Origin of the sequence: Virgibacillus senegalensis (assembly GCF_000821245.2) — a bacterium.
Taxonomy (GTDB): domain Bacteria; phylum Bacillota; class Bacilli; order Bacillales; family Amphibacillaceae; genus Sediminibacillus; species Sediminibacillus senegalensis.
In genome coordinates this window covers 164,719-191,643 of sequence record NZ_LN611425.1, presented here as the reverse complement: position 1 = coordinate 191,643, position 26,925 = coordinate 164,719, and the positions used below count along the sequence as shown (strand labels likewise).

The window sequence follows — 26,925 nt, the reverse complement described above, 5'->3', positions numbered from 1 at the left end:
TATATGCCTTGAGAGCAGCATTTGCGGGTGTTTGGGGACTGTCCCCAAACTGGTCCGTTCTCCTTAAATCAGGGGAATCGGGGACTGTCCCCTCAAACCGCTGTCAAAACCGCTGAATAAAAAAATCCCGCCGAAATGGCGGGATTTTGCTTCTTTCTGTTATTGATTTTTACTGATTTCTTCAAATGCGTTTCGGGCTGCCTGGATTGTCTTCTGAATGTCATCGTCTGTGTGAGCGACAGACAGGAAGATCCCTTCAAATTGAGATGGAGGCAGGAAAATCCCCTGCTCGGCCATCGAGCGGTAATAGCTTGCGAAATGATCAAGGTTTGCAGATTTAGCTGTCTCGTAATTGATGACATCGGCGTCAGTGAAGAAGATTCCAACCATGGAGCCTGCTCTGTTGACACAAATCGGGACGCCAAAGTCTTCGGATGCCTGCTTATACCCTTCAATTAACTTGTCTACCTTATCACTGATTTGATTATAAGCAGCTTGATCCATGAGACTTAGCGTTTCATATCCGGCTGTCATCGCCAACGGATTACCAGACAACGTTCCAGCCTGATAAATATCGCCTGTCGGTGCGACTCTTTCCATGATTTCCCGTTTACCTCCATAAGCACCGACCGGTAATCCCCCGCCGATTACTTTACCAAGACAAGTCAAATCCGGTGTTACTCCGAAATGACCTTGGGCACTATTGTAGCCAACCCGGAATCCCGTCATTACTTCGTCAAAAATAAGCAATGTACCATTGTCTTCAGTCAATTGACGTAAGTCCTGTAAAAAGGTTCCTTGCGGCGGCACAACACCCATATTGCCGGATACCGGTTCTACAATTACAGCCGCCAAGTCATCGCCGAATTGTTCAAATACATAGCGGACGCTTTCTGTATCATTATACGGAACAGTGATGGTATTCTGAGCAATCGATTCGGGAACGCCAGGGCTGTCCGGAAGTCCGAGCGTAGCGACTCCGGAGCCTGCTTTGATTAACAGAGAGTCGCCATGGCCATGATAATTTCCTTCGAATTTCAAAATCTTGTCTCTGCCGGTATATCCACGTGCAAGTCTTAATGCACTCATGGTCGCTTCCGTTCCGGAATTGACCATTCGGACCATTTCAATCGATGGAACCCGGTCGATCACTAATTGTGCCAACTTGTTTTCCATTTCAGTCGGAGCACCAAAGCTAGTACCTAGCTCGGTTACTTCTTTTAACCGATTGACCACTCTTTCATTAGCATGACCTAAGATTAATGGTCCCCAGCTCAACACATAGTCGATATATTCATTGCCATCGATATCCCAAATCTTCGAACCTTTACCACGTTCCATAAAAATCGGATTCATTCCCACCGATTTAAAAGCTCTGACAGGTGAATTGACCCCACCGGGCATCAAATCGACTGCTTCTTGATATGCATGCTTCGAACGATCATAATTCGCCATTATCCACTACCTCCAACGATTTATTCTTCTTTTAACCACTTCGCTACATCTTTAGCAAAATAAGTAATGATCAAATCTGCTCCTGCTCGCTTCATAGAAGTCAATTTTTCCATCACCAATTCCCGTTCATTGATCCAGCCATTTTGTGCTGCAGCTTTGACCATGGAATATTCTCCGCTTACATTATAAGCGACCAACGGGGCATTGAAACGGTCCTTGACTTCCCGCATGATATCCAAGTAGGACATCGCCGGCTTGACAATAAGGAAATCTGCGCCTTCTTCCATATCGGACGCCGCTTCACGAAATGCTTCCATTCTGTTGGAAGGATCCATTTGATATGTCTTCCTGTCACCGAACTGCGGGGTGCTATCCGCTGCATCGCGAAATGGTCCATAGTAAGCAGAAGCATATTTTACGGCATAGGACATGATTGGAATATGCTTGAATCCTGCTTCATCCAGTCCTTTCCGGATGGCCGCCACAAATCCGTCCATCATGTTGGACGGTGCAATAATATCTGCACCCGCTTTAGCCTGGCTGACAGCTGTTTCAACCAAGAGAGGGAGGGAGGCATCATTGTCCACGTCCCCATCGTGTATGACGCCGCAATGGCCATGAGAAGTGTATTCACAGAGACATGTGTCGGCTATCGTTATCATCTCAGGAAATTCTTGCTTGATTTTTCTCAGGGCAAGCTGTACGATACCCGTTTCACAGTATGCCTGACTTCCCTGTTCATCCTTTTCTTTTGGTATTCCAAACAGAAGGACAGAACGGATACCCAGTTTCACAAGCTGGTCCATTTCTTCCGTAAGGTTGTCGAGTGAAACCTGAAAAACACCTGGCATCGAAGGAACTTCGCGTCGAATGTTTTCTCCTTCTACAGCAAAAATTGGATAAACCAAGTCATCGGTTGTTAATTGTGTTTCCCTTACCAATGCTCGCATTGCTGCCGATGTTCTTAACCGGCGATGTCTTTTAAATTCATTCATATCTTTCACCTAGTTCCTTTCGTCTCATAATACCTGGTAAGCATTCCTATCATGCCATCGAGCGTATATTCATCCGGAGCGAGTATATTTGTAAAACCCTGTTTTCTGGCAGCCTCTAGCGTCGTTGGACCTATACAAACAATTAATGATTTTGAAAAAATTTCAGCTTGTAAGTCGGGACGAGCCGCGGTCAATTTCGTGAACGCCTTTACTGTCGAAGGGCTGGTAAATGTGTATGCGTCCAATTCTTGCTTTTTAATCAAAGCCAATAAGTCGTCACGGGCTGCCATATTTATCAGCGTATCATAAACAACCGCCTTCTGGAAATAAACCATCTGCTGTTCAAGCTGATCCGGGATATCCTGTTTCGCCAGTCCGCCACATACAAGTAAAATCGAAAGAGGATCAGGGTACTTTCTCATAAATTCCTCTACCATGTTTTTTCCGGAAAACTTGGAAGGAACAAAGTCGGCAGCTATACCAAACTTCTGTAATGCCTTTCTGGTCTTACTGCCAACTGCCGCTATCCTGTGACGTCGCAGCAGCTTTCCGTCGATCCCGCAATCTTTTAATTGCTCGAAAAAAAACTTCACGCCATTGGCACTTGTGAAAAACACCCATGTAAATTCGTGAAGTTTGGAGAGGACCTGTTTGTTTGATTGTGCGTCCCTTTTTTGAAAGCGAAGAAGCGGAACAATATAGGGTACTGCTTCCGCTTCTTCAAGCTTTCTTGCAAAATCCTCCGCCTGTCGTTTGCCGCGGGTGATTAAGATTTTTTTGCCGGCAAGGGGCTTTTCCATTACTGGTCAAGCTCCTCTTTCGCATCATCGACTATCTTTTGAGCTCCACGTTGCTTCATACGCTCAGCCGCTTCCTTACCGACTTCCACCGGATCTTTCCCTTTAACAACTTCTTTTAGCACCGTTTTCCCATCAGACGTGGCTACAAGCGCTGTAAGTACAACGTCGTCTTCTTCCATATGAGCATATCCTGCTATCGGAATTTGACAACCGCCTTCCAACAAATGCAAGAAGGTACGTTCAGCCGATACGGTATGGGCTGTGTATTGGTCATTGATTTTCTGGAGCAATTCCCGGAGCTCCTGATCATCTTCTCTGCATTCGATCGCTAATGCTCCCTGTCCAACAGCTGGCACACAAAGCTCAGGGGCAAGAAATTCTGTTACAATCTCTTCTCCCCATCCCATCCTGATCAGACCGGCAGCAGCCAGAATGATAGCATCGTAATCCTCTTCCTCCAGTTTGCGAAGACGGGTTTCAATATTACCGCGGACGGATTTAATCTGGAGATCAGGTCTTGCAGCAAGCACCTGCGCCGCCCTTCTCAAACTGCTTGTACCGACTATTGCTCCTTCCGGAAGATTAGCCAACGACACGTTTTCATTGGAAACAAAGGCATCCCGATGGTCTTCGCGAACCGGAACGGAAGAAATAACGAGGCCATCCGGAAGTTGAGAAGGCATGTCCTTCATGCTGTGCACAGCCATATCGATTTCCTTATCAAACATTGCCTGTTCAATTTCCTTGACGAACAAGCCCTTTCCTCCAACTTTGGAGAGGGTGACATCGAGGATTTTATCCCCTTTGGTCATAATTTTTTTGATTTCAAACTCATACGGTACCCCTGTTTTTTTCAACTGGTCAATCACCCACTCAGTTTGGGTCAAAGCAAGATTACTTTTCCGGGAACCGATTACGATTTTGCGCATTATTATCCTCCTGACATCATTTAATAGGACGTATTCACAAGCAGGCCTTCATCTTTAAAAGTGAAAGTTAGACAGCATGCTGAATAAAAAGAAATTAATCAACAGGAATAAAAACGCCCCTGTATTATAAAAAGCGATCGCCCTTCCTTGATAACCTTTTACCAGGCGTAATATCAAGTGGACCGTGTAAACAATTAAAACGAACATCGAACCCATTGTCTTAAAATCATTCCAATAAAATTCCGCACCGGAAGAATAGGCCCATACAATACCTAGTATGATGGAAATCATGAGTACCGGAACTCCAACGGTTACAGCTTGGAATGACAACGTGTCAAGCCGATCCAGCCCTCCAAACCGACTGAGCCACTTATAACCCTTTTTCTCCTTTAATAATCGGTATTGAAACAAATACATAACAGAAAATAAAAAGGAAACGGTAAAAAAACCATATGATAATAGCGCTAGACTGATATGGGCTATCAACAACTCGCTGACGAGATGAACTCCCCGCTCTGTTCCCTGGTTTTGTGCACTCGCCCCTATATGAAGAAGCATGATGAAAAAGCCTAAAAGATTCGTAAAAAACACAATCAGGTCAACCCGGAAAAAGCGGTTAATCAGCAGAGAAAACGTAACGAGTATCCAGGCATAAAAATAAAGTCCATCATAAATGTTCAGCACTGGAAAGCTGTCTTCGAGGAGCAGCTGATAGATTAAAAACAGGGTCTGTAAAACCCACACCAAACTAAGCAACCAGAAGGCAATCCTGTTCGCCTTCCGGTTGTATTGAACGAAATCGATAAAGTATCCCATCACACTAGCACCATATATGACAAGAATCAGTTCATAAAGCCACTTCATTTCCAGCATATGGGATATCCTCTCATTTGTATAACGTTACGATGCATTTACCCTTTTACAGTCAATTAGTCGTCGCGTTCTGCACCGTAGTAGATGGTGACACCTTCTCACCGTGATCAAAACTAAAAACTTTGCCGCCTGATTGTTTATTCAACTCTTCCTGAACCATTTCTTCAATCCCGAAGATTTCCATGAATAATTGCAATGCTTCTTCTGCTTGCGGCTTGCCAGCTATTTCTTTTGCTGACAGAATTGGCTGTTTTAGCATTTGATTGATGATACTTTTAGTATGCTTGTTCAACACTTTGCGCTCACGATCAGATAAATTCGGCATTTTTCGCTCGATACTCTTCATCGTTTCCGCCTGGATGGATAAGGCTTTTTCCCTCAGAGCGGAAATGACTGGTACCACACCCATGGTCTGCAGCCATTCTTTAAAAGCAACGATTTCTTCTTCAATCATTAATTCTATTGCCTGTGCTGCCTGTTTCCTTGTCTCCAGGTTGGCATCGACAATCCCTTGAAGATCATCGATATCGTATAAAAATACGCTGTCCAGGTCACCTAGTACAGGATCAATATCACGCGGTACCGCAATATCCACTAGGAAAAGCGGCCGTCCTTTCCGCTGCTTGTGCACTGGTGCCAGCAAATCTTTATCCAACACATAATTGTTTGCTCCGGTCGAACTGATCAATATATCGGCATCCTTTAATACTTCAGGAAGGCTTTCGGTCGTCCGTGCTTGTCCGGAAAATTGTTCAGCAAGCGCCTCTGCCTTTGATAAGGTCCGGTTGATAACCGTTACCTTTTCCACTCCAGAGCCTTGCAAGTTTTTCGCTGCCAATTCACCCATTTTTCCAGCACCAAGAATCACCACATGTTTGTTCAATAGATCACCGAAAATCTTCTTGGCAAGTTCTACCGCTGCATAACTCACCGATACCGCATGATCCCCGATTTCTGTTTCTTTATGGGCCCTTTTGGCTAGCGTTACTGCCTGTTTGAAAAGTTCATTATAAATGGTTCCTGTTGTCCCTGATTCTTGTGCTAAAAGAAATGCCTGCTTCATTTGACCGAGAATTTGGGTCTCCCCTAATACCATCGAGTCGAGTCCGCTTGTCACTTTAAACAAATGCTCGACTGCTCCATCTGCTTCATATATAGCCAAATGAGGAGAAAAGAACTCTTTATCCATATTGAACCAGTCTGCAAGGAATTGCTTAATATAATAACGCCCAGTGTGAAGCTGATCTACCACCGCATAAATCTCTGTCCGGTTACATGTAGAAATAATCACATTTTCCAGTACACTTTTTTGTTGGTTCAATGACTTCATTGCTTGCGAAACATCCTGGTTTTCAAAAGTAAGCTTTTCCCTAACTTCCACAGGGGCTGTTCTGTAGTTTATTCCGACAACCAAAATATGCACGTTATTCTACCCCCAATATTACGTATAAAAGCGTGCAACAAATACAGCTGCATGCGATGACTATGACCAATGGCCATTTACTTTACTGAATTCAATATTTTATAAGTCCATTTTTCATTATAACACGTGTGTTATCTGCTACTAATGAATTTTGTGAACAGATATTGAAACTATATGTTAGGATATTATCAGTACGTTGTTATATCTTGCTGTTTTCCAATCCTTTTGTACTTTATCATATACCCAGTACATAAGCAACTAATTAATACTATTTAATAATTATTATAATTTACGGAGGAACCTACGTGAAAAAACAAAACATTTTTACCGGATTTTTACTAATAGGAATCGGCTGCTATTTTTTTCTTCAACAGTTTCAAATACCCTTTTTCACAGACTTTTATTCCTGGCCAACCTTATTAATGATTATTGGAATTGTTTTTCTGTTACATAGTTACTTTTCCAAGGATTATAAAAATTTATTCCCGGGCACGATTCTTATCGGTCTGGGTTTGCACTTTTTCGGCTTGCGCCATTATGGGTTCTGGATTGACCATTGGGGAGTTTACCCGTTAATCATCGGAATCGCTTTTTTAGTTCGATTTCAAAAAACGAAAAGTGGATTAATTCCCGGTCTGCTTTTGCTCGGAATTGCCTTGTTCGCCATCTATTCGATCAACAAACCAGGCTGGTTCAGCTGGGTGAATAAAATAGCCGCTATGCTGGAATCTTTTTGGCCGCTTCTATTGATCGTCGTCGGTGTTTTCCTAATCTACAGGAAAAAGTAGAAAACAAAAAACGGAAGCAGGTTACACCTGCTTCCGTTTTTTGTGCTTGTAAATACATAGTCAGGATGCCCTTCGAACGAAAGGAATCGTAACCTTATCCTACCTTAGAGTTGATTTACAAATAACGCTGCAGCACTTTCCACGCCTCTTCTTTTCCCTCTGCCGTTTCCGCAGAAAAAGGGAGAATGATATCTTCCACGTCGGCCTGCAATGTTTTAATCACTCTTTGCAGATGCGCAGCCCGTTTGCTTTTCGAAATTTTATCCAATTTTGTGGCAACCACAATAACCGGAAGCTCGAAATGCTTCAAAAAATCATACATCATGACATCGTCATCTGTCGGCTCATGTCTGATGTCCACAATAAGAACGGCAGCCTTCAGGTTTTCCCGCTCCATGAAGTACTCTTCCATCATTTTTCCCCATTTTTCCCGTTCTTTCTTGGAGACTTTGGCATAGCCATAGCCTGGTACATCGACGAAATAAAAACTTTGATTAATCTTATAAAAATTCAGCGTCTGCGTTTTCCCCGGTTTTGAAGACGTTCTGGCAAGGTTCTTCCGATTGATCATTTTATTGATAAATGAAGATTTCCCGACATTTGACCTTCCAGCCAACGCTATTTCCGGAAGCATATCACCTGGATATTGCTTCTTTGAAACTGCACTGATTACGATTTCTGCCTCAGTTACTTTCATGTTTCTCCTCCACTAATGCGTGTTCCAACACTTCATCCAAATGCTCAACAGGGATAAACGTCAACCCTTCCCGGACGCTTTCCGGAATGTCATCCAAGTCCCGCTTGTTATCAGCAGGGATAATGATTGTCGTAAGACCCGCTCGATGGGCGCTAAGCGATTTTTCTTTTAACCCGCCAATCGGCAGCACTCTTCCCCTCAGGGTGATTTCCCCTGTCATGCCGACTTCCCGTTTGACTGCCCGACCCGTTAAGGCGGATACGAGGGCGGTCGCCATCGTTATTCCGGCAGAAGGACCATCCTTCGGTGTCGCTCCCTCCGGTACATGGATATGAATGTCGTTTTTCTCATGAAATTCTCTGTCGATTTTCAGTTCTTCCGCCCTGGAACGAATATAACTAAAAGCTGCCTGGGCAGATTCCTTCATGACATCTCCCAATTTTCCAGTTAGCGTCAGTTTTCCTTTTCCAGGATACAAAGATACTTCAATTGACAGGGTGTCACCGCCTGCTGACGTGTAAGCAAGCCCGGTAGCCGCTCCTACTTGATTTTCTTCTTCCATTCTTCCATATCGGAATAGCGGCTTGCCAAGCAATGTCTCCAATTGCTTTTCGGTGACGACTACCCGTTTTTTATCTTCCGAGACAATAATTTTGGCCGCTTTTCTGCACAATGAAGCAAGCTGCCTTTCCAGCCCCCGGACACCGGCTTCCCGTGTATAGGTCCGGATCAGCTTGGTCAGTGCTTCATCGCGAACTTGAAGCTGCCCTTTGCTTAATCCGTTTTCCTTTATTTGCTTTGGCAATAAATGTTCTCTTGCAATATGGAGTTTTTCGACTTCTGTATAACCAGCAATCGAAATGACTTCCATCCGATCCCGAAGCGGCCCTGGAATGGACGCCAAATTGTTCGCAGTGGCGATAAACATCACATTGGACAGATCATAGGTTTCTTCAATGAAATGATCGCTGAAGTTGCTGTTTTGCTCCGGATCTAATACTTCTAACATGGCTGCAGAAGGATCCCCTCGGAAATCACTGGCCATTTTATCGATTTCATCCAGTAAAAAAATCGGGTTAACGGTTTCTGCTTTTTTCATCCCCTGGATAATCCTGCCGGGCATAGCACCTACATAAGTTCGGCGATGTCCTCGTATTTCTGCCTCATCCCTTACTCCGCCTAATGAGATTCTGACAAAGTTTCGATTTATTGCCCGGGCAATGGACTTTGCCAGAGACGTTTTTCCTACACCCGGTGGTCCCGCAAGACACAAAATCGGTCCTTTAATCGTTTCTGTAAGCTGCTGAACAGCTAAATATTCCAGTACTCGCTCTTTCACTTTCTCGAGACCGTAATGATCTTCGTCCAAAATTTTTTCGGCATGGTTAACGTCGAGATTATCTTCCGTTTTCTTTGTCCAAGGAATCGAAACTAGCCAATCCACATAGTTACGGATAACGGAACTTTCTGCCGAGCTTTGAGGCACTTTCTCATAGCGATCAAGCTCTTTGTAGGCAATTTCCTTAATTTTTTCCGGCATGTCAGAGGCTTCGATTCGTTCTTTTAACTGACTTATTTCAGAAGCCTTTCCATCCTTGTCCCCCAGCTCTGTTTGAATGGCTTTCATCTGTTCACGCAAGTAATATTCTTTTTGTGTTTTTTCCATGGACTTCTTGACACGCTGTCCGATTTTCTTCTCCAAATCGAGCACTTCCCGCTCATTGGAAATAATCGAAATCAAACGGTTCAATCGTTCCTTAACATTTTCTGTTTCCAACAATTCCTGTTTATCTTTGAGCTTTAAAGATAAATGGGAAGTAATAATATCAGCAAGCCTGCCCGGTTCATCAATGTCCGTAACCGTAGCAAGTGTTTCCTGACTCACCTTCTTCGATATCTTTATGTACTGCTCAAATTGTTCAAGCAAGGAGCGCATCAAAGCTTCTTCTTCATTTTTATCTCCATGGGCTTCTTCAAATTCTTGTATTTCTACGACAAACTGGTCGTCCTCTTCAAGAAATTGAATAATTTCACCACGATACAATCCTTCTACAAGAACACGAATCGTACCGTTCGGCAGCTTAAGCATCTGTTTAACTTTGGCCATCGTTCCTACTCTGTAAATGTCACTTACGGCAGGCTCGTCCACTCCGCTTTCTTTTTGGGCAGCAAGAAAGATGCTTTGATCATCCATCATTGCTTTTTCTAATGCATTTACCGACTTTTCCCGTCCTACATCCAAGTGTAAGACCATTGCCGGAAAAACCAACAGCCCGCGCAGCGGGAGGAGAGGAATTTGTAATTTGTTTTCTGCAGTCACGGTTGGCACCTCCATATCTTGACATACCTGTCCATCCTCAATTTTCACTTCTATTTCTTTATTACTCCACTAACAAGACACTTTTATACCATTTCCTATAAAGTTCCTTGCCACAAAACCTTTTAAATTTGACCGTTCCTTGTAACAATAATTCCTGTCAATAAAAAAAGAAAACATTCTGTGAATTCTATCCTCGCTCCTTTAACCATGTGTAAATCCCTTGTTATGACATAACAAGGGATTTACAACGAAAAGGAAACGCATGTCTATTATTGAATAGCCGGTCACTTCGTTTAAATTAAGCACTTTCCTTCGGTGATTCTTTGTTTTCGTCTTTGACAGTGCCATCATTTAAGACGAGCTTCGGACGTCCATTTTCCAACAGGACGGTGTCTTTGGTAATGATACATTTCTCGATATCATCTCTGGACGGCAGCTCAAACATAACATCAAGCATAATTCCTTCTATAATGGAACGCAAACCGCGTGCCCCTGTTTTTCGTTCAATTGCTTTTCGAGCAATTTCTGTTAATGCATCTTCTTCGAATTCCAGTTCTACATTATCGATTTGGAAAAGCTTCTGATATTGTTTAACAAGCGCATTTTTCGGTTTGGTCAAAATCTCAACCAATGCTTCTTCATCCAATGGCTCGAGAGCTCCGATAACTGGCAGTCGACCGATGAATTCAGGAATCAAACCAAAGCGGAGCATATCTTCTGGAAGCACTTTGGAAAGCAATTCTGCTTTTGTCAAATCCTGATTCTCATCATCGGCACCAAATCCAATCACTTTGTTGCCAAGACGACGCTTCACAATTTGTTCAATACCATCAAAAGCACCACCGCAAATAAACAGTACATTGGTTGTGTCAATTTGGATGAACTCCTGATGTGGATGCTTCCGGCCACCTTGAGGTGGTACACTTGCAACCGTACCTTCAAGGATCTTAAGCAGTGCCTGCTGGACACCTTCACCCGAAACGTCACGAGTAATCGATGGGTTTTCGGACTTTCTTGCCACTTTATCTATTTCATCAATATAAATAATTCCCTTTTCGGCTTTTTCCACATCATAATCAGCAGCCTGGATCAGCTTCAGCAAGATATTTTCCACATCTTCCCCTACATAACCGGCTTCTGTCAGGGAAGTTGCATCGGCAATGGCGAATGGCACATTCAAGATTCTTGCAAGTGTTTGTGCCAGCAATGTTTTACCGCTACCAGTCGGACCGATCATTGCGATATTACTTTTAGACAACTCGACATCATCCGATGCAGTCTTTCCGGAATTAATCCGTTTATAATGGTTATATACTGCAACCGAAAGATTTTTCTTGGCCTTTTCCTGCCCGATTACGTAATCGTTAAGGATCTCGCAAATTTCCTGTGGTTTCGGAATTTCTTTGAATTCCACTTCTTCCTCATTACCAAGTTCTTCTTCCACAATTTCCGTGCAAAGTTCTATACATTCATCACATATATATACGCCAGGGCCAGCTACTAATTTACGAACTTGATCTTGGCTTTTTCCGCAAAAAGAACATTTTAATTGGCCCTTCTCTTCATTAAATTTATACATCTAACTCACCCCTCAAGTATTAAGTATCTATAATGATATGAGTAATCATTTGTGTTTAATTCAGGTCCCTTTCTTTAGCTCATAATATCAGATAAACCGCCTGGAAAAAAGTAAAATACCTCAAAAGTTCTCATCCTATCGAAGTTTCAGGCGGCAGGCACCTATCAAAAGTCTTTCCATTCCTTAGCCTGAATAAACCGTATGCTGAAAATATCACGAGACAATCAGCTACACAGATTTTTACAAACAGTGTAAACCTTATTATGTAAGAAGTTTCTAAAATGTCAACCAATATGTTATGTAAGTTTGTCTTATATTTTATATTCTACCTGCTGATTTTATGTTAAAGAAGAAAGTTTTTTCACAATTCCCTCTTCCCGTTTTTTTAAACGGATTGTTTTTATAGAGAAAACAAGGCACGAACCAAAATCGCACCTTGTTTTCTTCATTTAATTTGATTATTTTGTTTTGCTGTGCTCTACCAGGAAATCGATCGCTTTTTTGAATTTAAGATCTTCTTTAATAGCATCTGTGTTTCCACCAAGCATTTGTTTCAACTGGTCTACCTCTGTCTGATACATCGACGCCATCGACTCAAGCTCTTTATCGACATCTTCATCAGTCACTTCAACTTCTTCTTGGTTGGCTATTGCCTCAAGAGTCAAGTTCGTTTTGACACGCTTTTCAGCATCGTCCTTCATTTGCTCTTTCAATGCAGATTCATCCGTGCCGGAGAACTGGTAGTACATATCCATTGTCATTCCTTGCATTTGCAAGCGCTGTTCGAACTCTTTTACCATACGATCAAGTTCGGTATTCACCATAGGTTCTGGGATATCTGCCTCAGCATTGTCTGACGCCTGTTCAATAAGAGATTCACGCTTTTTGTTGTCAGCGTCTGTTTCCTTTTGTTCCTTCAGGCGGTCTCTTGTTTTATTGCGAAGCTCTTCAAGTGTTTCGACATCTTCGTCGACATCTTTTGCAAACTCATCGTCAAGTTCCGGCAATTCCTTGCCTTTGATTTCATGAATTTTGACTTTAAAAGTAGCTTCCTTACCAGCAAGCTCTTCCGCATGATACTCTTCAGGGAATGTAACTTGTACTTCAGTATCTGCGCCAGTTTCTTTACCGATTAGCTGCTCTTCAAATCCTGGAATGAAAGAACCAGAACCGATTTCTAATTGATGGTTTTCCGCCTGTCCGCCTTCAAATGCTTCTCCATCAACGAAACCTTCAAAATCGATTACAACCGTGTCGCCTTCTTCAACAGTTCCTTCTTCTTTGACGACCAACTCCGCTTGATGTTCCTGCATATGAGAAAGCTCGTGCTCGACATCCTCATCGGTAACTTCGGTATCCTCTTCCTCGACTTCCAGGCCTTTATATTCGCCTAGCTTCACTTCTGGCTTAACAGTAACTTGAGCCGTGAAAATAAGCGGTTGACCCTTCTCAATTTGTGTTACATCCACTTCCGGCTGGTCTACCGGTTCAATGCCAGTTTCTTCTACAGCGTTCGTGTATGCTTCAGGAAGAATGATATCAACAGCATCCTGGTATAATGATTCCACTCCAAATCGCTGTTCAAAAAGTCCTCTTGGCATTTTACCTTTACGGAATCCTGGAACCTGGACTTGTTTAACCACTTTTTTGAAAGCTTGATCCAACGCCTTGTCGAACTTTTCTGCTTCAACTTCAATGGTTAAAGTTCCTTGATTTCCTTCTTGTTTTTCCCATTTTGCTGACATGTAATTCCCTCCAACATCTATAAATTCAGTATGTCTTGTTTGACGTTCATTCGGTGTATAATTAAATCATACGAAGGCGGAACGCAATTGCAACCACCTTATTATAACATAAACAGACTCGCTTTCAACAATTAGAGCGGATTGAGAATTTCTGAAATTGGCGATTGCCACATTATCTTATTCTTCAATGATCGAAAAGTAACTTTTTTCGTTTTGAGAGATTTCTTCCATATATGTACGAACGTCCAAATCCCCCGCCTGCTTTTCATATGTACGATATAACCCTTCAAGCTGCAAATATTGCGCTCCCAGTAATTTGATCGCATGGCTGATGGGTATCAGTTCTTCCTCGAACGGCATAAATGGGTACCTCACGTATAAATACCGGTATAATAATTTTTCTAGCAGCTGATACAAGGTTGGATTATCCTGCTCGACTTCTCTTAAAAGAACCTGAATTTGTTTTGTAACAGGATGATTTTCCACATTCTTTATACTGATGGGATTCACTGTGGTTTGTGATCCAGCTTTTTCGATCGTAACCTCTGAATCTACCTGCTGAACGACTAACCATTCTGTAATCGCCGTCTTTACTACAGGCTCAATCCGGTCATCCTTAAGCAACTGTCTTAAGTAGCGAAGATAAGGAGCTGGTTTCAACTTCTTGCTTTGCATGATTATCTGCCATTGCCGGAGAGGATCACCTTGTTTCACAGCCTTGCTTAGCTCATTAATATGGTCATTCGCCTGTTCGTCCATTTTATCCTGGAGCATTTTCCTGCTCATTTCGGCCAGCTGTTCAAGCTGAGAGTTCATTGGTTCCGGCACCGTTTTCCGTGAAAAGGTATCCTCGATAATTTCGATCAACTGCTCATACTCGCTCATTTGGAACAACAGCGTCACATAAATGTGCAGGTATTCAAAAAAGTAATCATCCTCAAGCGCAATCAGATCCCGGCACAATGCTTCCGCTTCATCTGTTTCACCAAGTTCCATCAAACAAATGATTTTCCCTGCATAAATTTCATGGGAATAAATTTCATGATCGATGAGTTTATTCAGCTTCGTCAGCGCATCTTGGTATCGTTTTTCCTTGAGCGCCTGCAAGCTTTCTTCTTCCAAGGCATCCTTCCATTTCGGAAACATAATTACCTTGTCATGCTTAGTGTTCATCCGCATCCTTCCTTACCTGTTGTATATATGTACACTCATTATCTTATCTGTACCCTAAATCAGTAATTCAAAAACTAAACTGGCCGAATTATAAAAATAGATTCTCTGTCAAATGTGGTGGTGTTATTTTACAGGCCGTAAAGGAAACAAACTCGCATTTATTGAACGAACAATAAGCTTCCTTACAAAGCCCGTTGTGGATCTCGATCGCCCGTTCAACTAGGAGACTCGCTTATTCCTCTGCCACGCTATTTCGTTTCCAAAGCCTTTTTAACCCTGTTGAAACACTCGACAAACTCCCTCCTATACCAAAAAGTGACTTCGAACTCATAACCCAACAAGGGACACCACATTCAGTATAGGGCCTAAAAATTCAGCATTCGCTTTTCTGAAAGCGAATGCCTTATTTGCAAAACTATAATCATCTATCATTTAGTATGTATAAAAAGGGTTCAACGCAAGTGTTGAACCCTTCATGGTAGCGTCCCAGGAGAGATTCGAACTCCCGACCCACAGCTTAGAAGGCTGTTGCTCTATCCTGCTGAGCTACTGGGACATTAAAAAGTTGTATATGTATGTAAAGGAATCATATGGAGCGGGTGAAGGGAATCGAACCCTCATCATCAGCTTGGAAGGCTGAGGTTTTACCACTAAACTACACCCGCACAAGAACGCTCTGTTTCTAACGGACAAGATTCATTATAGTAATGATCAACACACTTGTCAACCGCTTTTTAATTTTTTCTATTATTTTTTGAAGGATGCGGGACTGTAAGCAGGATTCCCTTGTCGGTCACCCGTTTACAGTCCTCCTTCTATATTAAAGACGTTTTATACATCATGTCTTCGATTGATTTCCCATCAAGGTCCTTAAATTCGACAATGATCTCATCCTTATCTTCCCAGCGCAGAATCGCATAGGTATGTTCTCTACGCCCCCGTGGCAACCTTATGCTCCCCGGGTTAATAAACAATTGGTTGTCGACCCGCTCTGCCCCCGCCATGTGGGTGTGCCCGAAACAGACAACCTGCGCACCAACCTCTTCAGCCCGATAGGACAAGGGCATTAAGGTGCTTTTCACCTGGTGCAGGTGACCATGAGCTACATAAAAATGCAAATCTCCGACAGTAAAATGCGATTCATCCGGCAGCCGAGTATCTGCGTCACAATTACCGGCTACTTTCATGAAGTTCTCAAGCTCCGGAGCGTCCGCATCCAGCTCGGAATCCCCACAGTGAATAAACTGGTCTATTTCATCTTTATGCCTCTTCACGATTTCAGCTACTTCTTCTGTCCAGCCATGGCTGTCGCTCATGATCAATACTTTCGGCATGACAGCTTCTCTCCTTTTAAATATCTTGTAACCATTCTTCCAGCTGAACTATCGCACGCTTCCGGTGACTGATTTGATTTTTTTCTTCCGGCGATAATTCTGCCATTGTTTTCCCCATCCCATCTGGATAGAAAACCGGATCATAACCAAACCCATTTTTCCCTTTAGGCTTTTCTGCAATTCTTCCTTCACAAGTACCTCTTTTGAAAATCGTCGTTTTTCCTGGTCTCGCTACTGCCAATACACAAACGAACCTTGCCGCACGTTTTTCCTCCGGGATCCCTTCCAGCTCTTTCAAAAGCTTGTCGATATTTGCCTGGTCACTTTTCTCTAAACCAGCGAAACGAGCTGAATAAATACCGGGCCTGCCGTCCAGCGCATCGACTTCCAATCCGGAGTCATCGGCAAGTACAGGAAGGGAGAACCTTTTTGCAATGGTTTCTGCTTTTAATGCTGCATTTTCTTCAAAAGTTTCCCCAGTCTCCTCGATGTCTGGAATGTTTTCTTCCAAATCAAGCAGAGATTTGATGGAAATATTGTATTTTGAAAATAAATTCCGAAAGTCTTCTACTTTCCCTCTGTTTTTGGTAGCTATGATTAGTGTTTCCATTACCATTCTCCCTGCCTCTTATTGTTTATCTGTCTTCCCGATCAAGTCAGCCCATTTCCCAAGCGCTTGTTTTTGCGCTGAAAAAATTTCATGTAGCCCTTCTTCGGCAAGCCCGAGCATTGTTTGCAGCTGTTGCATGGAAAAAGTCGCTTCTTCACCAGTGCCTTGTATTTCGACAAACTCTCCAGCCCCAGTCATGACAATATTCATATCTACATGCGCTTGAGAATCTTCTTCATACTGTAAATCTAAAATCTCCGTTCCGTCAGGCAAGACTCCAACAGAGGTAGCACCTAAGTAGTCATTAACCGGTAGTTGTTTGATTACATTTCTCTCCACCAGACTCCCGAAAGCGAGGACAACGGCAACAAAGGCACCTGTAATAGAAGCCGTTCGAGTCCCGCCATCCGCTTGAATGACATCACAGTCAACCCAAACAGTCCGTTCCCCGATTTTATCGAGATCCACGACAGCACGGAGTGAACGTCCGATCAAACGTTGTATTTCCATCGTTCTTCCCGATACTTTTCCTTTTGATGACTCCCGGATATTACGTTGTTCCGTCGCCCGCGGAAGCATCGCATATTCCGCAGTGATCCAGCCTTTCCCTGATCCGCGCATAAAAGGAGGCACCCGGTCTTCTATACTCGCGTTGCATATCACTTTGGTGTCCCCCACAGTAATGAGAACTGATCCTTCTGGATGTTTCACGTAATCCACTTCCATATGTAAGGGTCTTAATTCATTCACTTTTCTATCGTTGTTTCTCATTGTTTGAATCCTCCTTCTAATCACTCATTAATCGTAACATATTTTTGCCAAATTATATAAGTTCATACTGGAACTCCCGCATAAAGGAGCTTATCATACACCGTTTTATTTAGGTTGAGCCAATCTATTCCATTAAAAAGGAGCCAGTATCCGGCTCCTTTTGCTTGATTATAAATTTCCAGTTGGAACGAACGTGCTTTTTGTCACTGGTTCCGTGTATGCCGTGCCCGCTTCATTATAAATTTGCTCCACATCTGCGACATTCACGTCGACTGCCTCGACACCAGGCTGATCAGTCAACGTCAATACAAGGGTTTCCATCACTTCATCCGCAATAGATGCATCCTCGACGCTGTTCAGGATATTCTCATTAAAATCCAGTGTCAGCACCCCGTCTTCGATTTTCGGTTCTGCCGTTAAACTGGTTCCTGCATTAAATACATGCAGCAAGTCCAAATCGAGGGATGGTCCTTCTATCAAAGCTTGTACGATGGAAGCGTAATCTTCGACATCCTCGGTTTCAACATGCTGGGTAACAGGTACATGGTAAACCTGTTCTCCCTGTTGGTACGGATAGTAAAGCGTTACAGCTTCACTATCCAACAAATCGATATTGTCTCCATTGTAAATATTGATCCCATTTGCCCTTGAAACACCTGTACCGATCGGCGTACCGCTTACCGGCATTTCATTTTTTGCTTCCCCATTAATTTGCAACTTGACTTTGTCGACGTTTTCAAATTGGGTCAGGGTATAAGTCATGGATTGAAGGATTTTTTGTTCGTCCTCCGCTTGATATTCGGCAAATTCCTCCGATACATCTACAGTCAATATCCCTTCCTTCAGATTCAGACTATTAATCGTTGTACCTGCAGGTAATACCGCTTCAAATCCGTCCGGGAGCAGTTCTGTAACCGGGCCGTCTTTCACCAAATACTCCAGCGCCTGCTTAGCTACTTCCTTGTTTTCCATTTGCGGCAACTCCAACGTTTGCGGAACAACCATCCCATTTGCATCCAACAAATACAATTGTCGTTCCACGGTAGTAGGTTCTGCTTCTTCTGTTACTGTATCTGTATCCTCTGTTTCCTGTCCTTCTCCCTCTGTCATTTCATCCAAATTATCTGTAAGGGATGCTTCTTCAGGAGGTTTATCCATTTCCTCTAAAGTCTGCTCTCCCTGAAATACCCCGCAACCTGTTAACCCGATGGCTGCACTTACTATGCCCACAGTAATGATAAATGACCGCTTCCTCATGCTTTCCCCTCCTACGATGGTTTGTACTATTATATATACGGGCTGTCAGGAAAATTAGACCAAGCAGCGGAAATTTTAATCCGAAACCCAAAACGACAAGCAGGGAAGCAAAACGCTTTTCAGACCAAAATTGCCTGGGTAAGGAAAAACGCGCATTATAGAAATCCCGGCTCCCCACTTGAGGAGACTGAAGCAACGCTGCATAAGGAGGTGTTCTACGAATCAGCATTTTACCATGCACTATCCTTGGGAATGCATCCGCTTCCCAAGTAAAAAAACGACTCCATGAAGGAATCGTTTTGTTAAACAGTAAGTGATATATTGGCAATTTCAGCCACCGGTTGATCAAGCCATGTATTTGCGATGTTTTCGAAAACAGCAAGTTTACCTGTAGTATACAATTTATGCTCCGGCTTTCTGTCCCCGTTATACAGTTTTTGTTGATATTCTAAAATAGTGCTGACTTCCCTGGCAGTTTCTTCACCAGAAGATATAATCGTTACCTTGTCGCCGATAACTTCCTGTATCACTTCGCGAAGCAGCGGATAATGCGTACACCCTAAAATCAGCGTATCTATATGGTTGCTTTCCTTCATCGGAATGAGGGTCTCTGAAACCACCTGATAGGCTTCTTCTCCGTCGAGGATCCCCTGTTCAACCATCGGGACAAAGCGCGGGCATGCGAGCGCATTGACATGGATTTCCTCGTTTATGTTTTGGAGTGCATAAGGGTATGCCTGGCTATTGATCGTGCCTTCTGTTCCAATCACACCTATATGCAGGTTTTGTGTTGATTTTATCGCAGCTCTTGCTCCTGGCTGAATAACACCTATGACCGGGATAGGCAATTCTTTTTGCAAAAGCTCCAGTGTAAAGGCTGTAGCTGTATTACAAGCAATTACAAGCATTTTAATTTTTTTTCTCATTAAAAAATTCACCAATTCCTTAGTGAATTGAATGACTTCCTGTTCAGGTCGCGGCCCATAAGGACAGCGCAACGTATCTCCCAAATAAATCAATTCCTCCCTCGGCAGTTGACGCATCAATTCACGGGCGACCGTCAAACCGCCGACTCCGGAGTCTATGACACCAATTGGCTGATCCACCACTCTCGCTCCTTTTCTCATTTTGTGCTGACTTTTTCCATCTGTTCATGGAGCAGGTTCAATATCCGTTCCAGTGTATCAACCTCTATATCCGAAACATTTTCTAATACCTCTCCCAAATATTCCTGTCGTTTTTGTACTACTTCTCTTATAATGCTTTTTCCTTTATCGAGTAAATGAATACGGACGACACGCCGATCCTTGGAATCCTTCCGCCTCTCGACAAGTTGATTCCTTTCCATCCTGTCTACTAAATCAGTAGTCGTGCTGAATGCCAGATTAATTTTATTGGACAACTCTCCAATGGTCAAGTCTCCATTTTCATTCAGCCATTGCAGGGCGACAAACTGAGGAGCCGTTACCGGGTAATTGTTCAAAATCTCTCTGCCTTTTTGTTTGATGATTGCTGCTATATAGCGTAATTTCTTTTCGATTTCTGCGATGGTCGCTTCTTGTGGAGTGTTTTGCAACCGATAGCCCCCTTTCGGCAGGACACTTATATAAAATGTAATGATAAATTCGCAAAAGTGCAAGAAGTTCTTACTCTACTTCTTTGACGAAACCCATTTTTCATATACCAGCTATCGCTCGATGTAAATGTTGCACCATTAAAATATACAGTGCGTCACGTTCCTGAATCAACGAATCCCAATTCGGAGTCATCACCCGGCAATGGCGGGTGATCGCATTGATCAACGTAACTTTTGGAAGGTTGATATCTTTTACCTATTTTCCATTTACCAGTCCTGTTATTCAACTTTATATTGTACTATGTCAAGGTTCGTTTGACCAACAGTGAGTACTTGAAGCTATTCCTAATCATGAGGTTTAGGCGGGTTGACCAAACCAAGCTTCGTAGCCACGTAAGGGATGGTCGAACCTTGGAGTAGCGCGGATGTCAACACAATAAAGAACACTGCATTGAAAAACAGTTGGCTGTTTTCCATTTCTGCTAGCATGGGGAATAACGCCAGTATGATTGGAACAGCTCCTCTTAAGCCTGCCCAAGATAAAAAAATCTTTTCTTTTATGGTGTAGTTCCAGGGAATAAGTGAAATCCAGGTCGCGATCGGTCGTGCAACCAATATCAAAACACCCGATAATAAAAGTCCATGGAAAATAATCCAATCAGAAAACAGGCGGGAAGGAAAGACAAACAAGCCGAGAATGATGAACATCAATATTTGTGCCATCCAGCTGAAACCCTCGTTAAACTTATGAATCGACTCCCTAAAGGATAAATCAAGATTTCCAACGACAAGTGCTGTTACATATACAGCCAAAAACCCACTGGCGTTTACTAGCGAGGTAACACTGTAAGAAAAAAAGGCAAACGCCAATCCAAACAGCGGATATAATCCGACAGACGAAAGTTTTATTTTGTTGAGAGAAACACTTGTCATTTTTCCGATGAAAAGCCCTAATAGCAATCCACCTGCCATCTGCCAAAAGAACTGCAAAACCAGTGACCATACCCCCGCATGATCCGTGTTGATCAATTCGATAAAGGAAATTGTCAAAAAGAAAGCCATCGGATCATTCGTTCCGGACTCTCCTTCAAGTGTGGCTTCTATTTTGTCATCAATGTTCTTACCCTTTAAGACAGCAAAAACGGCTGCGGCATCAGTGGAACCTACGAGAGATCCTAGTAAAAATGCTTCCTGCCAGCCAAACCCAAAAATCCATTTGGCTCCCAGGCCAACGATAGTAGCTGTTAAGAGCACACCGACGGTCGCTAGAGAAATAGAAGGCAGTACCACCGGTCTGATCGTTCTCCAATGAGTTTGAATACCACCCTCATATAAAATAACAATTAACGAAAACACACCAATCGCTTCAGCAATCTGGACATTGTTAAAGGATAACAATCCTAAGCCTTCCGATCCGACCACCATTCCCGCCCCGATAAACAAAACCAATGATGGCAGTCCAAAGCGGTCAGATAATTTGGTAATCAGTATACTAAATAGAAGCATTAGTGAAGTGAGTAAAATGATTTTATCTGATTCAATGACTTCTTGTATCACAGCTTCCCCTCCTGTGTCGCCCCTTCAGCAATCTTCGGATAGTCATGCCTAAACATTTACCCGTTTTTTCTTTGCTTGTATCCTTGTTTTTAAAGATTACTGCAGAACTGGAAAGGGTCCACAAAAACATTAAAAAACCGACCTTCAAAAAGAAAGTCGGTTTCTTGCTAGAGCTTAAGTTCCCCCATACGAAGGAGCTCTACGACTGCTTGAGAACGCCCCTTAACACCTAATTTTTGCATAGCATTTGATATGTGATTCCGAACAGTCTTTTGTGAAATAAACAGTTCCTGGGCTATTTCTTTTGTTGTTTTGTCCTGTACTAGAAGCTCAAATACTTCTTTCTCACGCTTGGTCAATAGTTGCTTCGGCTTGTAGTCACTATCATTCAAGTGTTAACCCCTCCTTGCTGTCTTTAAAGCCACATGGTGAAGGGTGTTTATTTAGTCAATTTATTTTATGTGAAAGTTGAATAACCCGTGAATTCGTTTTGCGTAAATATGCGGATATTTTACGAATAAGGGAATATATCACAATCCGGCACTGAGTCTTTGCTTCTCCTCTTCCGAGAACGGTACCGGCTTGCCGGTATGGACGTTGATCTGGACGAGTCTTCCTCTTCCGGTGATACAGACATCTCCCTTTTGATTCTCACCCAAATAATGGATATCGATCGATGTATTACCAACATGATTTACTTTGACATACAATTTCATCTTATCACTAAAATATATTTGCCGATGATAATCACACTGCAAGTCCGCTACTATCGGCATTGTCTTCGTGCTTTCCATGTCCGTCTGAAAAAAGCCGAGCTTCTTTAAAAAAGCAATTCGCGCCTCTTCAAAATAAATAAACGGTGAAACGTTGTTGACATGCCCAAACATGTCCGTCTCTAAAAAACGGATGTTTACCGGAATAGAAAAAACGAATTCCTCTTTCCACACTTCAAAATCCTCTATGTAATTAACCGCTTTCATTTTCTCGCCTTCCCTTCGTTCCCATACATACTTAATGAGGGATATACTATGATCCATTTCTATAAAGAAGCCTTTACCTGTTCAGGTAAAGGCTTCCTCAATCCATAAGCAGTTAGTGCTGACTATCAATAGACATGATCACTGCCAAAGAAGTTTTTAAATGCTTGGATATTGGTATCTCTGTTCATGGCGGCAATGGAAGTCGTCAATGGAATACCTTTTGGACAAGCCTGGACACAGTTTTGGGAATTACCACAACCATGAATTCCTCCATCCTCCATTAAGGCTTCCAGACGTTCACCTTTGTTCATCTGGCCGGTCGGATGGGCATTAAACAAGCGGACTTGAGACAATGCTGCCGGTCCGATGAAGTCTGAATTGCTGTTAACATTCGGACAAGCTTCCAAACAAACACCGCAAGTCATACACTTGGACAATTCATAGGCCCATTGCCGTTTCTTTTCAGGCATACGCGGGCCTGGCCCTAAATCATAAGTTCCGTCAATCGGAATCCATGCTTTTACCTTTTTAAGTGAATCGAACATTCTGCTTCTATCGACCGCCAAGTCCCTTACTACCGGGAAGGTCGACATTGGTTCCAAGCGTATCGGCTGTTCCAGCTGATCAATAAGGGTAGCGCAGGATTGTTTGGCCTGCCCATTAATCACCATCGAACACGCTCCGCAAACTTCTTCCAGGCAGTTCATTTCCCAGAAAACCGGCGTTGTATTTTCCCCATTCGCATTGACAGGGTTTCTGCGGATTTCCATCAATGCAGATATAACATTCATATTCTCTCTGTAAGGTATTTTAAACGTTTCCTCATAGGGAGAAGAGTCTGGACTGTCCTGTCTTGTAATAATCAAAGTTACCGTTTTATCAGCCATAATAAACTTGCCCCCCTTTATTTTTTCTTACTGTAATCGCGTTTTCTCGGTTTGATCAGTGATACATCAACATCTTCATATTCAAAGACCGGCTCATTGTTAACTGCATCGTACGAAGCTTTGGTCGTTTTTAACCATTCCTCGTCATTTCGTTCTGGAAATTCCGGTTTATAGTGGGCTCCACGGCTTTCGTTTCGGTTATAGGCACCGATCGTAATGACCCTGGCCAACTGCAACATGTTCTTTAATTGTCTGGTAAACATGACACCCTGATTGCTCCAGCGGGATGTATCGTTGATATTGATATTCTCCCAACGTTCCATTAATTCTTTGATCTTCTCATCCGTTTTCAATAGTTTTTCATTATCCCGCACAACGGTAACGTTATCGGTCATCCATTCCCCAAGTTCACGGTGAATCTGATATGCATTTTCTTCTCCGTCCATGCTCATCAGCTGTTCAAAGTTTTCCTTCTCTTCTTTCAGCTTTTGATCGTACAGGGAGGATGGGATATCTTCTATTGTTTTTTCCAGCCCCTCAATATACTTAATAGCATTCGGACCGGCAACCATTCCACCGAAAATGGAAGACAGCAAGGAATTAGCTCCCAAGCGATTCCCACCATGCTGGGAATAATCACATTCACCGGCAGCAAATATACCCGGGATATTGGTCATCTGATCATAATCGACCCAAAGTCCACCCATTGAGTAGTGCACTGCAGGGAAGATTTTCATAGGTACTTTACGTGGATCTTCACCGACAAATTTTTCATAGATTTCGATAATTCCGCCTAATTTAACATCCAGCTCTTTCGGATCTTTATGGGAAAGATCCAGGTACACCATATTCTCCCCGTTAATGCCTAGCTTTTGATTCACACAAACATCGAATATCTCCCGGGTAGCAATGTCACGAGGTACTAGATTACCATATGCCGGATACTTTTCTTCGAGGAAATACCAAGGTTCGCCGTCCTTATAAGTCCAGACCCTTCCGCCTTCCCCGCGGGCAGACTCACTCATCAGGCGGAGTTTGTCATCTCCAGGGATCGCTGTAGGATGAATTTGGATGAATTCTCCATTAGCATAGATAGCCCCTTGCTGATAAAGGGCACTTGCGGCAGAGCCGGTATTGATGACAGAGTTGGTCGACTTTCCGAAAATGATTCCCGGTCCGCCCGTAGCCAGAATCACCGCATCTGCTTTAAAAATCTTAATTTCATGGTGCTGTAAATGCTGTGCTACGATTCCGCGTCCGACCCCTTCTTCATCGATTACAGCGGAAAGGAATTCCCAGTTTTCATATTTGGTGACGAGTCCTTCAACCTCAAAGCGTCGGACCTGTTCGTCTAATGCATATAGGAGCTGTTGGCCAGTTGTCGCCCCGGCGTAAGCGGTCCGGTGATGCTGGGTGCCGCCAAAACGACGGAAATCCAATAAGCCTTCCGGTGTTCTGTTGAACATTACTCCCATACGGTCCAGCATGTGGATGATGCTTGGCGCGGCATCACACATAGCTTTAACTGGAGGCTGATTAGCAAGGAAATCCCCTCCGTAAACGGTATCGTCAAAGTGCTCCCATGGAGAGTCTCCTTCACCTTTTGTATTAACCGCTCCGTTAATACCACCTTGTGCACAAACAGAGTGAGAACGTTTCACTGGTACAATGGACAGCAAATCCACATGAACTCCTGCTTCCGCTGCCTTAATAGTCGCCATTAAGCCGGCAAGACCGCCCCCAACGACGACGACGTTACGATTACTCATTTTTTGCTCACTCCCCTAAATTCACTAAATACTCTTTATTTTCTGTTTAAATTAAGCCCCGTAGGCAAAAGCAAAAATCGCTCTTATACCAATGTAAGTTACAGCAAGAAAAACGATCAGCGTTGCGTATGTAGCCACTCTTTGAGAACGAGGTGTGATCGTGAATCCCCATGTAACCAAGAAGCTCCACAAACCATTTGCGAAATGGAAAGTAGTTGAAATGACGCCGATAATATAGAACCAGAACATAAACGGCTGCGTTAAAATATTTTCCATCAAACTGTAATTAAGTTCTGCTGTTCCAAGTCCAATAGCAATACGTGTTTCCCAAACATGCCAAGCGATAAAGATAAGCGTTATAATGCCGGAAACTCTTTGAAGCGTAAACATAATATTCCGGAAAAAGCTGTAACGCTTATTGTTGTACTTGACCGTAAAAACAATATAAACTCCTAAAATAGCATGGAACAGGATCGGAATGTAAATTACCACAAATTCTAGTACAATCCTGAACGGCAAGTCGTGAATAAAACTGGCCGCTTGTTCAAAGCTCTCTCTCCCATACACGGCAAAATGATTGACCAGCAGATGCTGAATCAAAAATATACCGATTGGAATTACCCCTAGTAGTGAATGTAGTCTGCGATAGAAAAAATCGCGATTCTCCGCCATGTGTACCCCCCTCACCAAAAAATGCATATGATTTGTTCCGTGCACCTTTCTAGATAAAGCGCTTTACTTTCCGATAAATGGAAAAAACAACGCGGTGGATAAGCTCGAAAAATGCACATTTTTGTGACACACTTATTGTACTTCTATCCAAGTGGAGCGTCAAGAAAACGATTCACAAAATACTTGAACGGGTAAGGACAAATATCCCGTTTTTTCTGTACGGGTTGCATGAAAGATAAAATCGGGTAATAATAGTTTGGTAGGAAAGGAATGAATGACATGGGGAAAAATAGACAGATAATCGACCGTACTACCATTGATGGTTTACATACATCCGGAGCCGGATATGACATACTCCGTTACATTTGCCTGCCGGACTTACTCGGTAAAGAGGCTTCGCCGATTCTTTATATTATGGGTAAAAATCTTGCACGCAAAATGCAATTAAGCAGTGTGGAAGAAGTGATTGATTTTTTTGATAAACTAGGTTGGGGACATCTGCAATTAATAAAGGAAAAGCGCAGAGAAATGATTTGGGAGTTGACGGCTGAACATGTCCAGCTCCGCCACCAGGCAAATCTTCCACAAGTAGAATACCGGTTGGAAGCGGGTTTTCTTGCAGAGGCTATGCAACAAATAAAAGGCGTTCCTTGCGAGGGACTGGAAGAAGCAAAGTCTAAAAACAGTAGTGTACAATTCAACATCGTCTACACAAAATAATCTCCTGAAGTAACG

The 26,925-nt window shown here is 42.9% G+C and carries 25 protein-coding genes and 2 tRNA genes; 2 read left to right on the top strand and 25 right to left on the bottom strand.

Annotation, left to right across the window (positions count from 1 at the left end; translation table 11 throughout):
• Positions 1-159: 159 nt before the first annotated feature.
• The 6 genes from hemL to hemA are packed head-to-tail and all read right to left on the bottom strand — an operon-like array spanning position 160 to position 6,475.
• A complete protein-coding gene (gene hemL / locus BN1067_RS11570) occupies positions 160-1,455 on the bottom strand; it encodes a glutamate-1-semialdehyde 2,1-aminomutase (protein ID WP_053219002.1) in 1,296 nt (431 codons plus the stop codon).
• A 20-nt stretch (positions 1,456-1,475) separates the two neighbouring features.
• Complete coding sequence (gene hemB, locus BN1067_RS11565; protein WP_053219001.1) at positions 1,476-2,450, bottom strand: porphobilinogen synthase; 975 nt, start codon at positions 2,448-2,450, stop codon at positions 1,476-1,478.
• A gap of 5 nt (positions 2,451-2,455) precedes the next feature.
• A complete protein-coding gene (locus tag BN1067_RS11560; RefSeq protein WP_053219000.1) occupies positions 2,456-3,250 on the bottom strand; it encodes a uroporphyrinogen-III synthase in 795 nt (264 codons plus the stop codon).
• On the bottom strand, positions 3,250-4,179 hold the full coding sequence (gene hemC / locus BN1067_RS11555) for a hydroxymethylbilane synthase (protein ID WP_053218999.1): 930 nt from the start codon (positions 4,177-4,179) through the stop codon (positions 3,250-3,252). The genes BN1067_RS11560 and hemC overlap by 1 nt, the downstream gene beginning before the upstream one ends.
• Before the next feature lie 54 nt (positions 4,180-4,233).
• Positions 4,234-5,052 (bottom strand): cytochrome C assembly family protein, encoded by an 819-nt coding sequence (locus BN1067_RS11550; RefSeq protein ID WP_053218998.1) that lies wholly within the window; start codon positions 5,050-5,052, stop codon positions 4,234-4,236.
• A 52-nt stretch (positions 5,053-5,104) separates the two neighbouring features.
• On the bottom strand, positions 5,105-6,475 hold the full coding sequence (gene hemA / locus BN1067_RS11545; protein ID WP_053218997.1) for a glutamyl-tRNA reductase: 1,371 nt from the start codon (positions 6,473-6,475) through the stop codon (positions 5,105-5,107).
• Between the two features lie 305 nt (positions 6,476-6,780).
• Here hemA and BN1067_RS11540 point away from each other — a divergent pair, with 305 nt between their 5' ends.
• The gene (locus tag BN1067_RS11540) at positions 6,781-7,263 is read left to right on the top strand and encodes a LiaI-LiaF-like domain-containing protein (protein ID WP_053218996.1); all 483 of its coding nucleotides are present in this window, start codon (positions 6,781-6,783) and stop codon (positions 7,261-7,263) included.
• Between the two features lie 115 nt (positions 7,264-7,378).
• Here the strand turns inward: BN1067_RS11540 and yihA are convergent, their stop codons facing one another.
• The 19 genes from yihA to BN1067_RS11445 form a co-directional block, all read right to left on the bottom strand.
• The gene (gene yihA, locus BN1067_RS11535; RefSeq protein WP_053218995.1) at positions 7,379-7,960 is read right to left on the bottom strand and encodes a ribosome biogenesis GTP-binding protein YihA/YsxC; all 582 of its coding nucleotides are present in this window, start codon (positions 7,958-7,960) and stop codon (positions 7,379-7,381) included.
• Positions 7,947-10,214 (bottom strand): endopeptidase La, encoded by a 2,268-nt coding sequence (gene lon, locus BN1067_RS11530; RefSeq protein WP_407701377.1) that lies wholly within the window; start codon positions 10,212-10,214, stop codon positions 7,947-7,949. Before lon ends, yihA begins: the two co-directional genes overlap by 14 nt.
• 364 nt (positions 10,215-10,578) lie before the next feature.
• On the bottom strand, positions 10,579-11,859 hold the full coding sequence (gene clpX / locus BN1067_RS11525) for an ATP-dependent protease ATP-binding subunit ClpX (RefSeq protein WP_053218994.1): 1,281 nt from the start codon (positions 11,857-11,859) through the stop codon (positions 10,579-10,581).
• Positions 11,860-12,317: 458 nt separating this feature from the next.
• Complete coding sequence (tig, locus tag BN1067_RS11520) at positions 12,318-13,604, bottom strand: trigger factor (protein ID WP_053218993.1); 1,287 nt, start codon at positions 13,602-13,604, stop codon at positions 12,318-12,320.
• Positions 13,605-13,781: 177 nt separating this feature from the next.
• Positions 13,782-14,777, bottom strand: a complete 996-nt coding sequence (locus BN1067_RS11515) for a tetratricopeptide repeat protein (protein WP_053218992.1) — start codon at positions 14,775-14,777, stop codon at positions 13,782-13,784.
• A 482-nt stretch (positions 14,778-15,259) separates the two neighbouring features.
• Positions 15,260-15,333: transfer RNA gene (locus BN1067_RS11510), tRNA-Arg, on the bottom strand.
• 35 nt (positions 15,334-15,368) lie between these two features.
• Positions 15,369-15,442 (bottom strand) — tRNA-Gly (locus BN1067_RS11505).
• Between the two features lie 150 nt (positions 15,443-15,592).
• On the bottom strand, positions 15,593-16,111 hold the full coding sequence (locus BN1067_RS11500; RefSeq protein ID WP_053218991.1) for a metallophosphoesterase family protein: 519 nt from the start codon (positions 16,109-16,111) through the stop codon (positions 15,593-15,595).
• A gap of 16 nt (positions 16,112-16,127) precedes the next feature.
• Positions 16,128-16,721: an XTP/dITP diphosphatase gene (locus BN1067_RS11495; RefSeq protein ID WP_053219041.1), complete on the bottom strand. Its 594-nt coding sequence runs from the start codon at positions 16,719-16,721 to the stop codon at positions 16,128-16,130.
• Between the two features lie 18 nt (positions 16,722-16,739).
• Positions 16,740-17,492 carry a ribonuclease PH gene (gene rph / locus BN1067_RS11490; RefSeq protein ID WP_053218990.1) on the bottom strand — a complete coding sequence of 251 codons (753 nt, stop codon included), beginning with the start codon at positions 17,490-17,492 and terminating at the stop codon, positions 16,740-16,742.
• 168 nt (positions 17,493-17,660) lie between these two features.
• Complete coding sequence (locus BN1067_RS11485) at positions 17,661-18,749, bottom strand: GerMN domain-containing protein (RefSeq protein WP_053218989.1); 1,089 nt, start codon at positions 18,747-18,749, stop codon at positions 17,661-17,663.
• Between the two features lie 302 nt (positions 18,750-19,051).
• On the bottom strand, positions 19,052-19,855 hold the full coding sequence (racE, locus tag BN1067_RS11480) for a glutamate racemase (RefSeq protein ID WP_053218988.1): 804 nt from the start codon (positions 19,853-19,855) through the stop codon (positions 19,052-19,054).
• Between the two features lie 17 nt (positions 19,856-19,872).
• Complete coding sequence (locus tag BN1067_RS11475; protein WP_053218987.1) at positions 19,873-20,325, bottom strand: MarR family winged helix-turn-helix transcriptional regulator; 453 nt, start codon at positions 20,323-20,325, stop codon at positions 19,873-19,875.
• A 345-nt stretch (positions 20,326-20,670) separates the two neighbouring features.
• Positions 20,671-21,882 carry a potassium/proton antiporter gene (locus BN1067_RS11470; protein ID WP_234400691.1) on the bottom strand — a complete coding sequence of 404 codons (1,212 nt, stop codon included), beginning with the start codon at positions 21,880-21,882 and terminating at the stop codon, positions 20,671-20,673.
• A gap of 167 nt (positions 21,883-22,049) precedes the next feature.
• Complete coding sequence (locus BN1067_RS11465) at positions 22,050-22,274, bottom strand: helix-turn-helix domain-containing protein (RefSeq protein WP_026569771.1); 225 nt, start codon at positions 22,272-22,274, stop codon at positions 22,050-22,052.
• Positions 22,275-22,412: 138 nt separating this feature from the next.
• Positions 22,413-22,862 carry an acyl-CoA thioesterase gene (locus tag BN1067_RS11460; protein WP_053218986.1) on the bottom strand — a complete coding sequence of 150 codons (450 nt, stop codon included), beginning with the start codon at positions 22,860-22,862 and terminating at the stop codon, positions 22,413-22,415.
• A gap of 125 nt (positions 22,863-22,987) precedes the next feature.
• Entirely contained in the window at positions 22,988-23,749 is a 762-nt protein-coding gene (gene sdhB / locus BN1067_RS11455; protein WP_053218985.1) for a succinate dehydrogenase iron-sulfur subunit, read from the bottom strand.
• Positions 23,750-23,766: 17 nt separating this feature from the next.
• Positions 23,767-25,518, bottom strand: a complete 1,752-nt coding sequence (gene sdhA / locus BN1067_RS11450; RefSeq protein WP_053218984.1) for a succinate dehydrogenase flavoprotein subunit — start codon at positions 25,516-25,518, stop codon at positions 23,767-23,769.
• Between the two features lie 51 nt (positions 25,519-25,569).
• A complete protein-coding gene (locus tag BN1067_RS11445) occupies positions 25,570-26,190 on the bottom strand; it encodes a succinate dehydrogenase cytochrome b558 subunit (RefSeq protein WP_053218983.1) in 621 nt (206 codons plus the stop codon).
• Positions 26,191-26,469: 279 nt separating this feature from the next.
• Here BN1067_RS11445 and BN1067_RS11440 point away from each other — a divergent pair, with 279 nt between their 5' ends.
• A complete protein-coding gene (locus tag BN1067_RS11440; protein WP_053218982.1) occupies positions 26,470-26,910 on the top strand; it encodes a YslB family protein in 441 nt (146 codons plus the stop codon).
• Positions 26,911-26,925 lie beyond the last annotated feature (15 nt).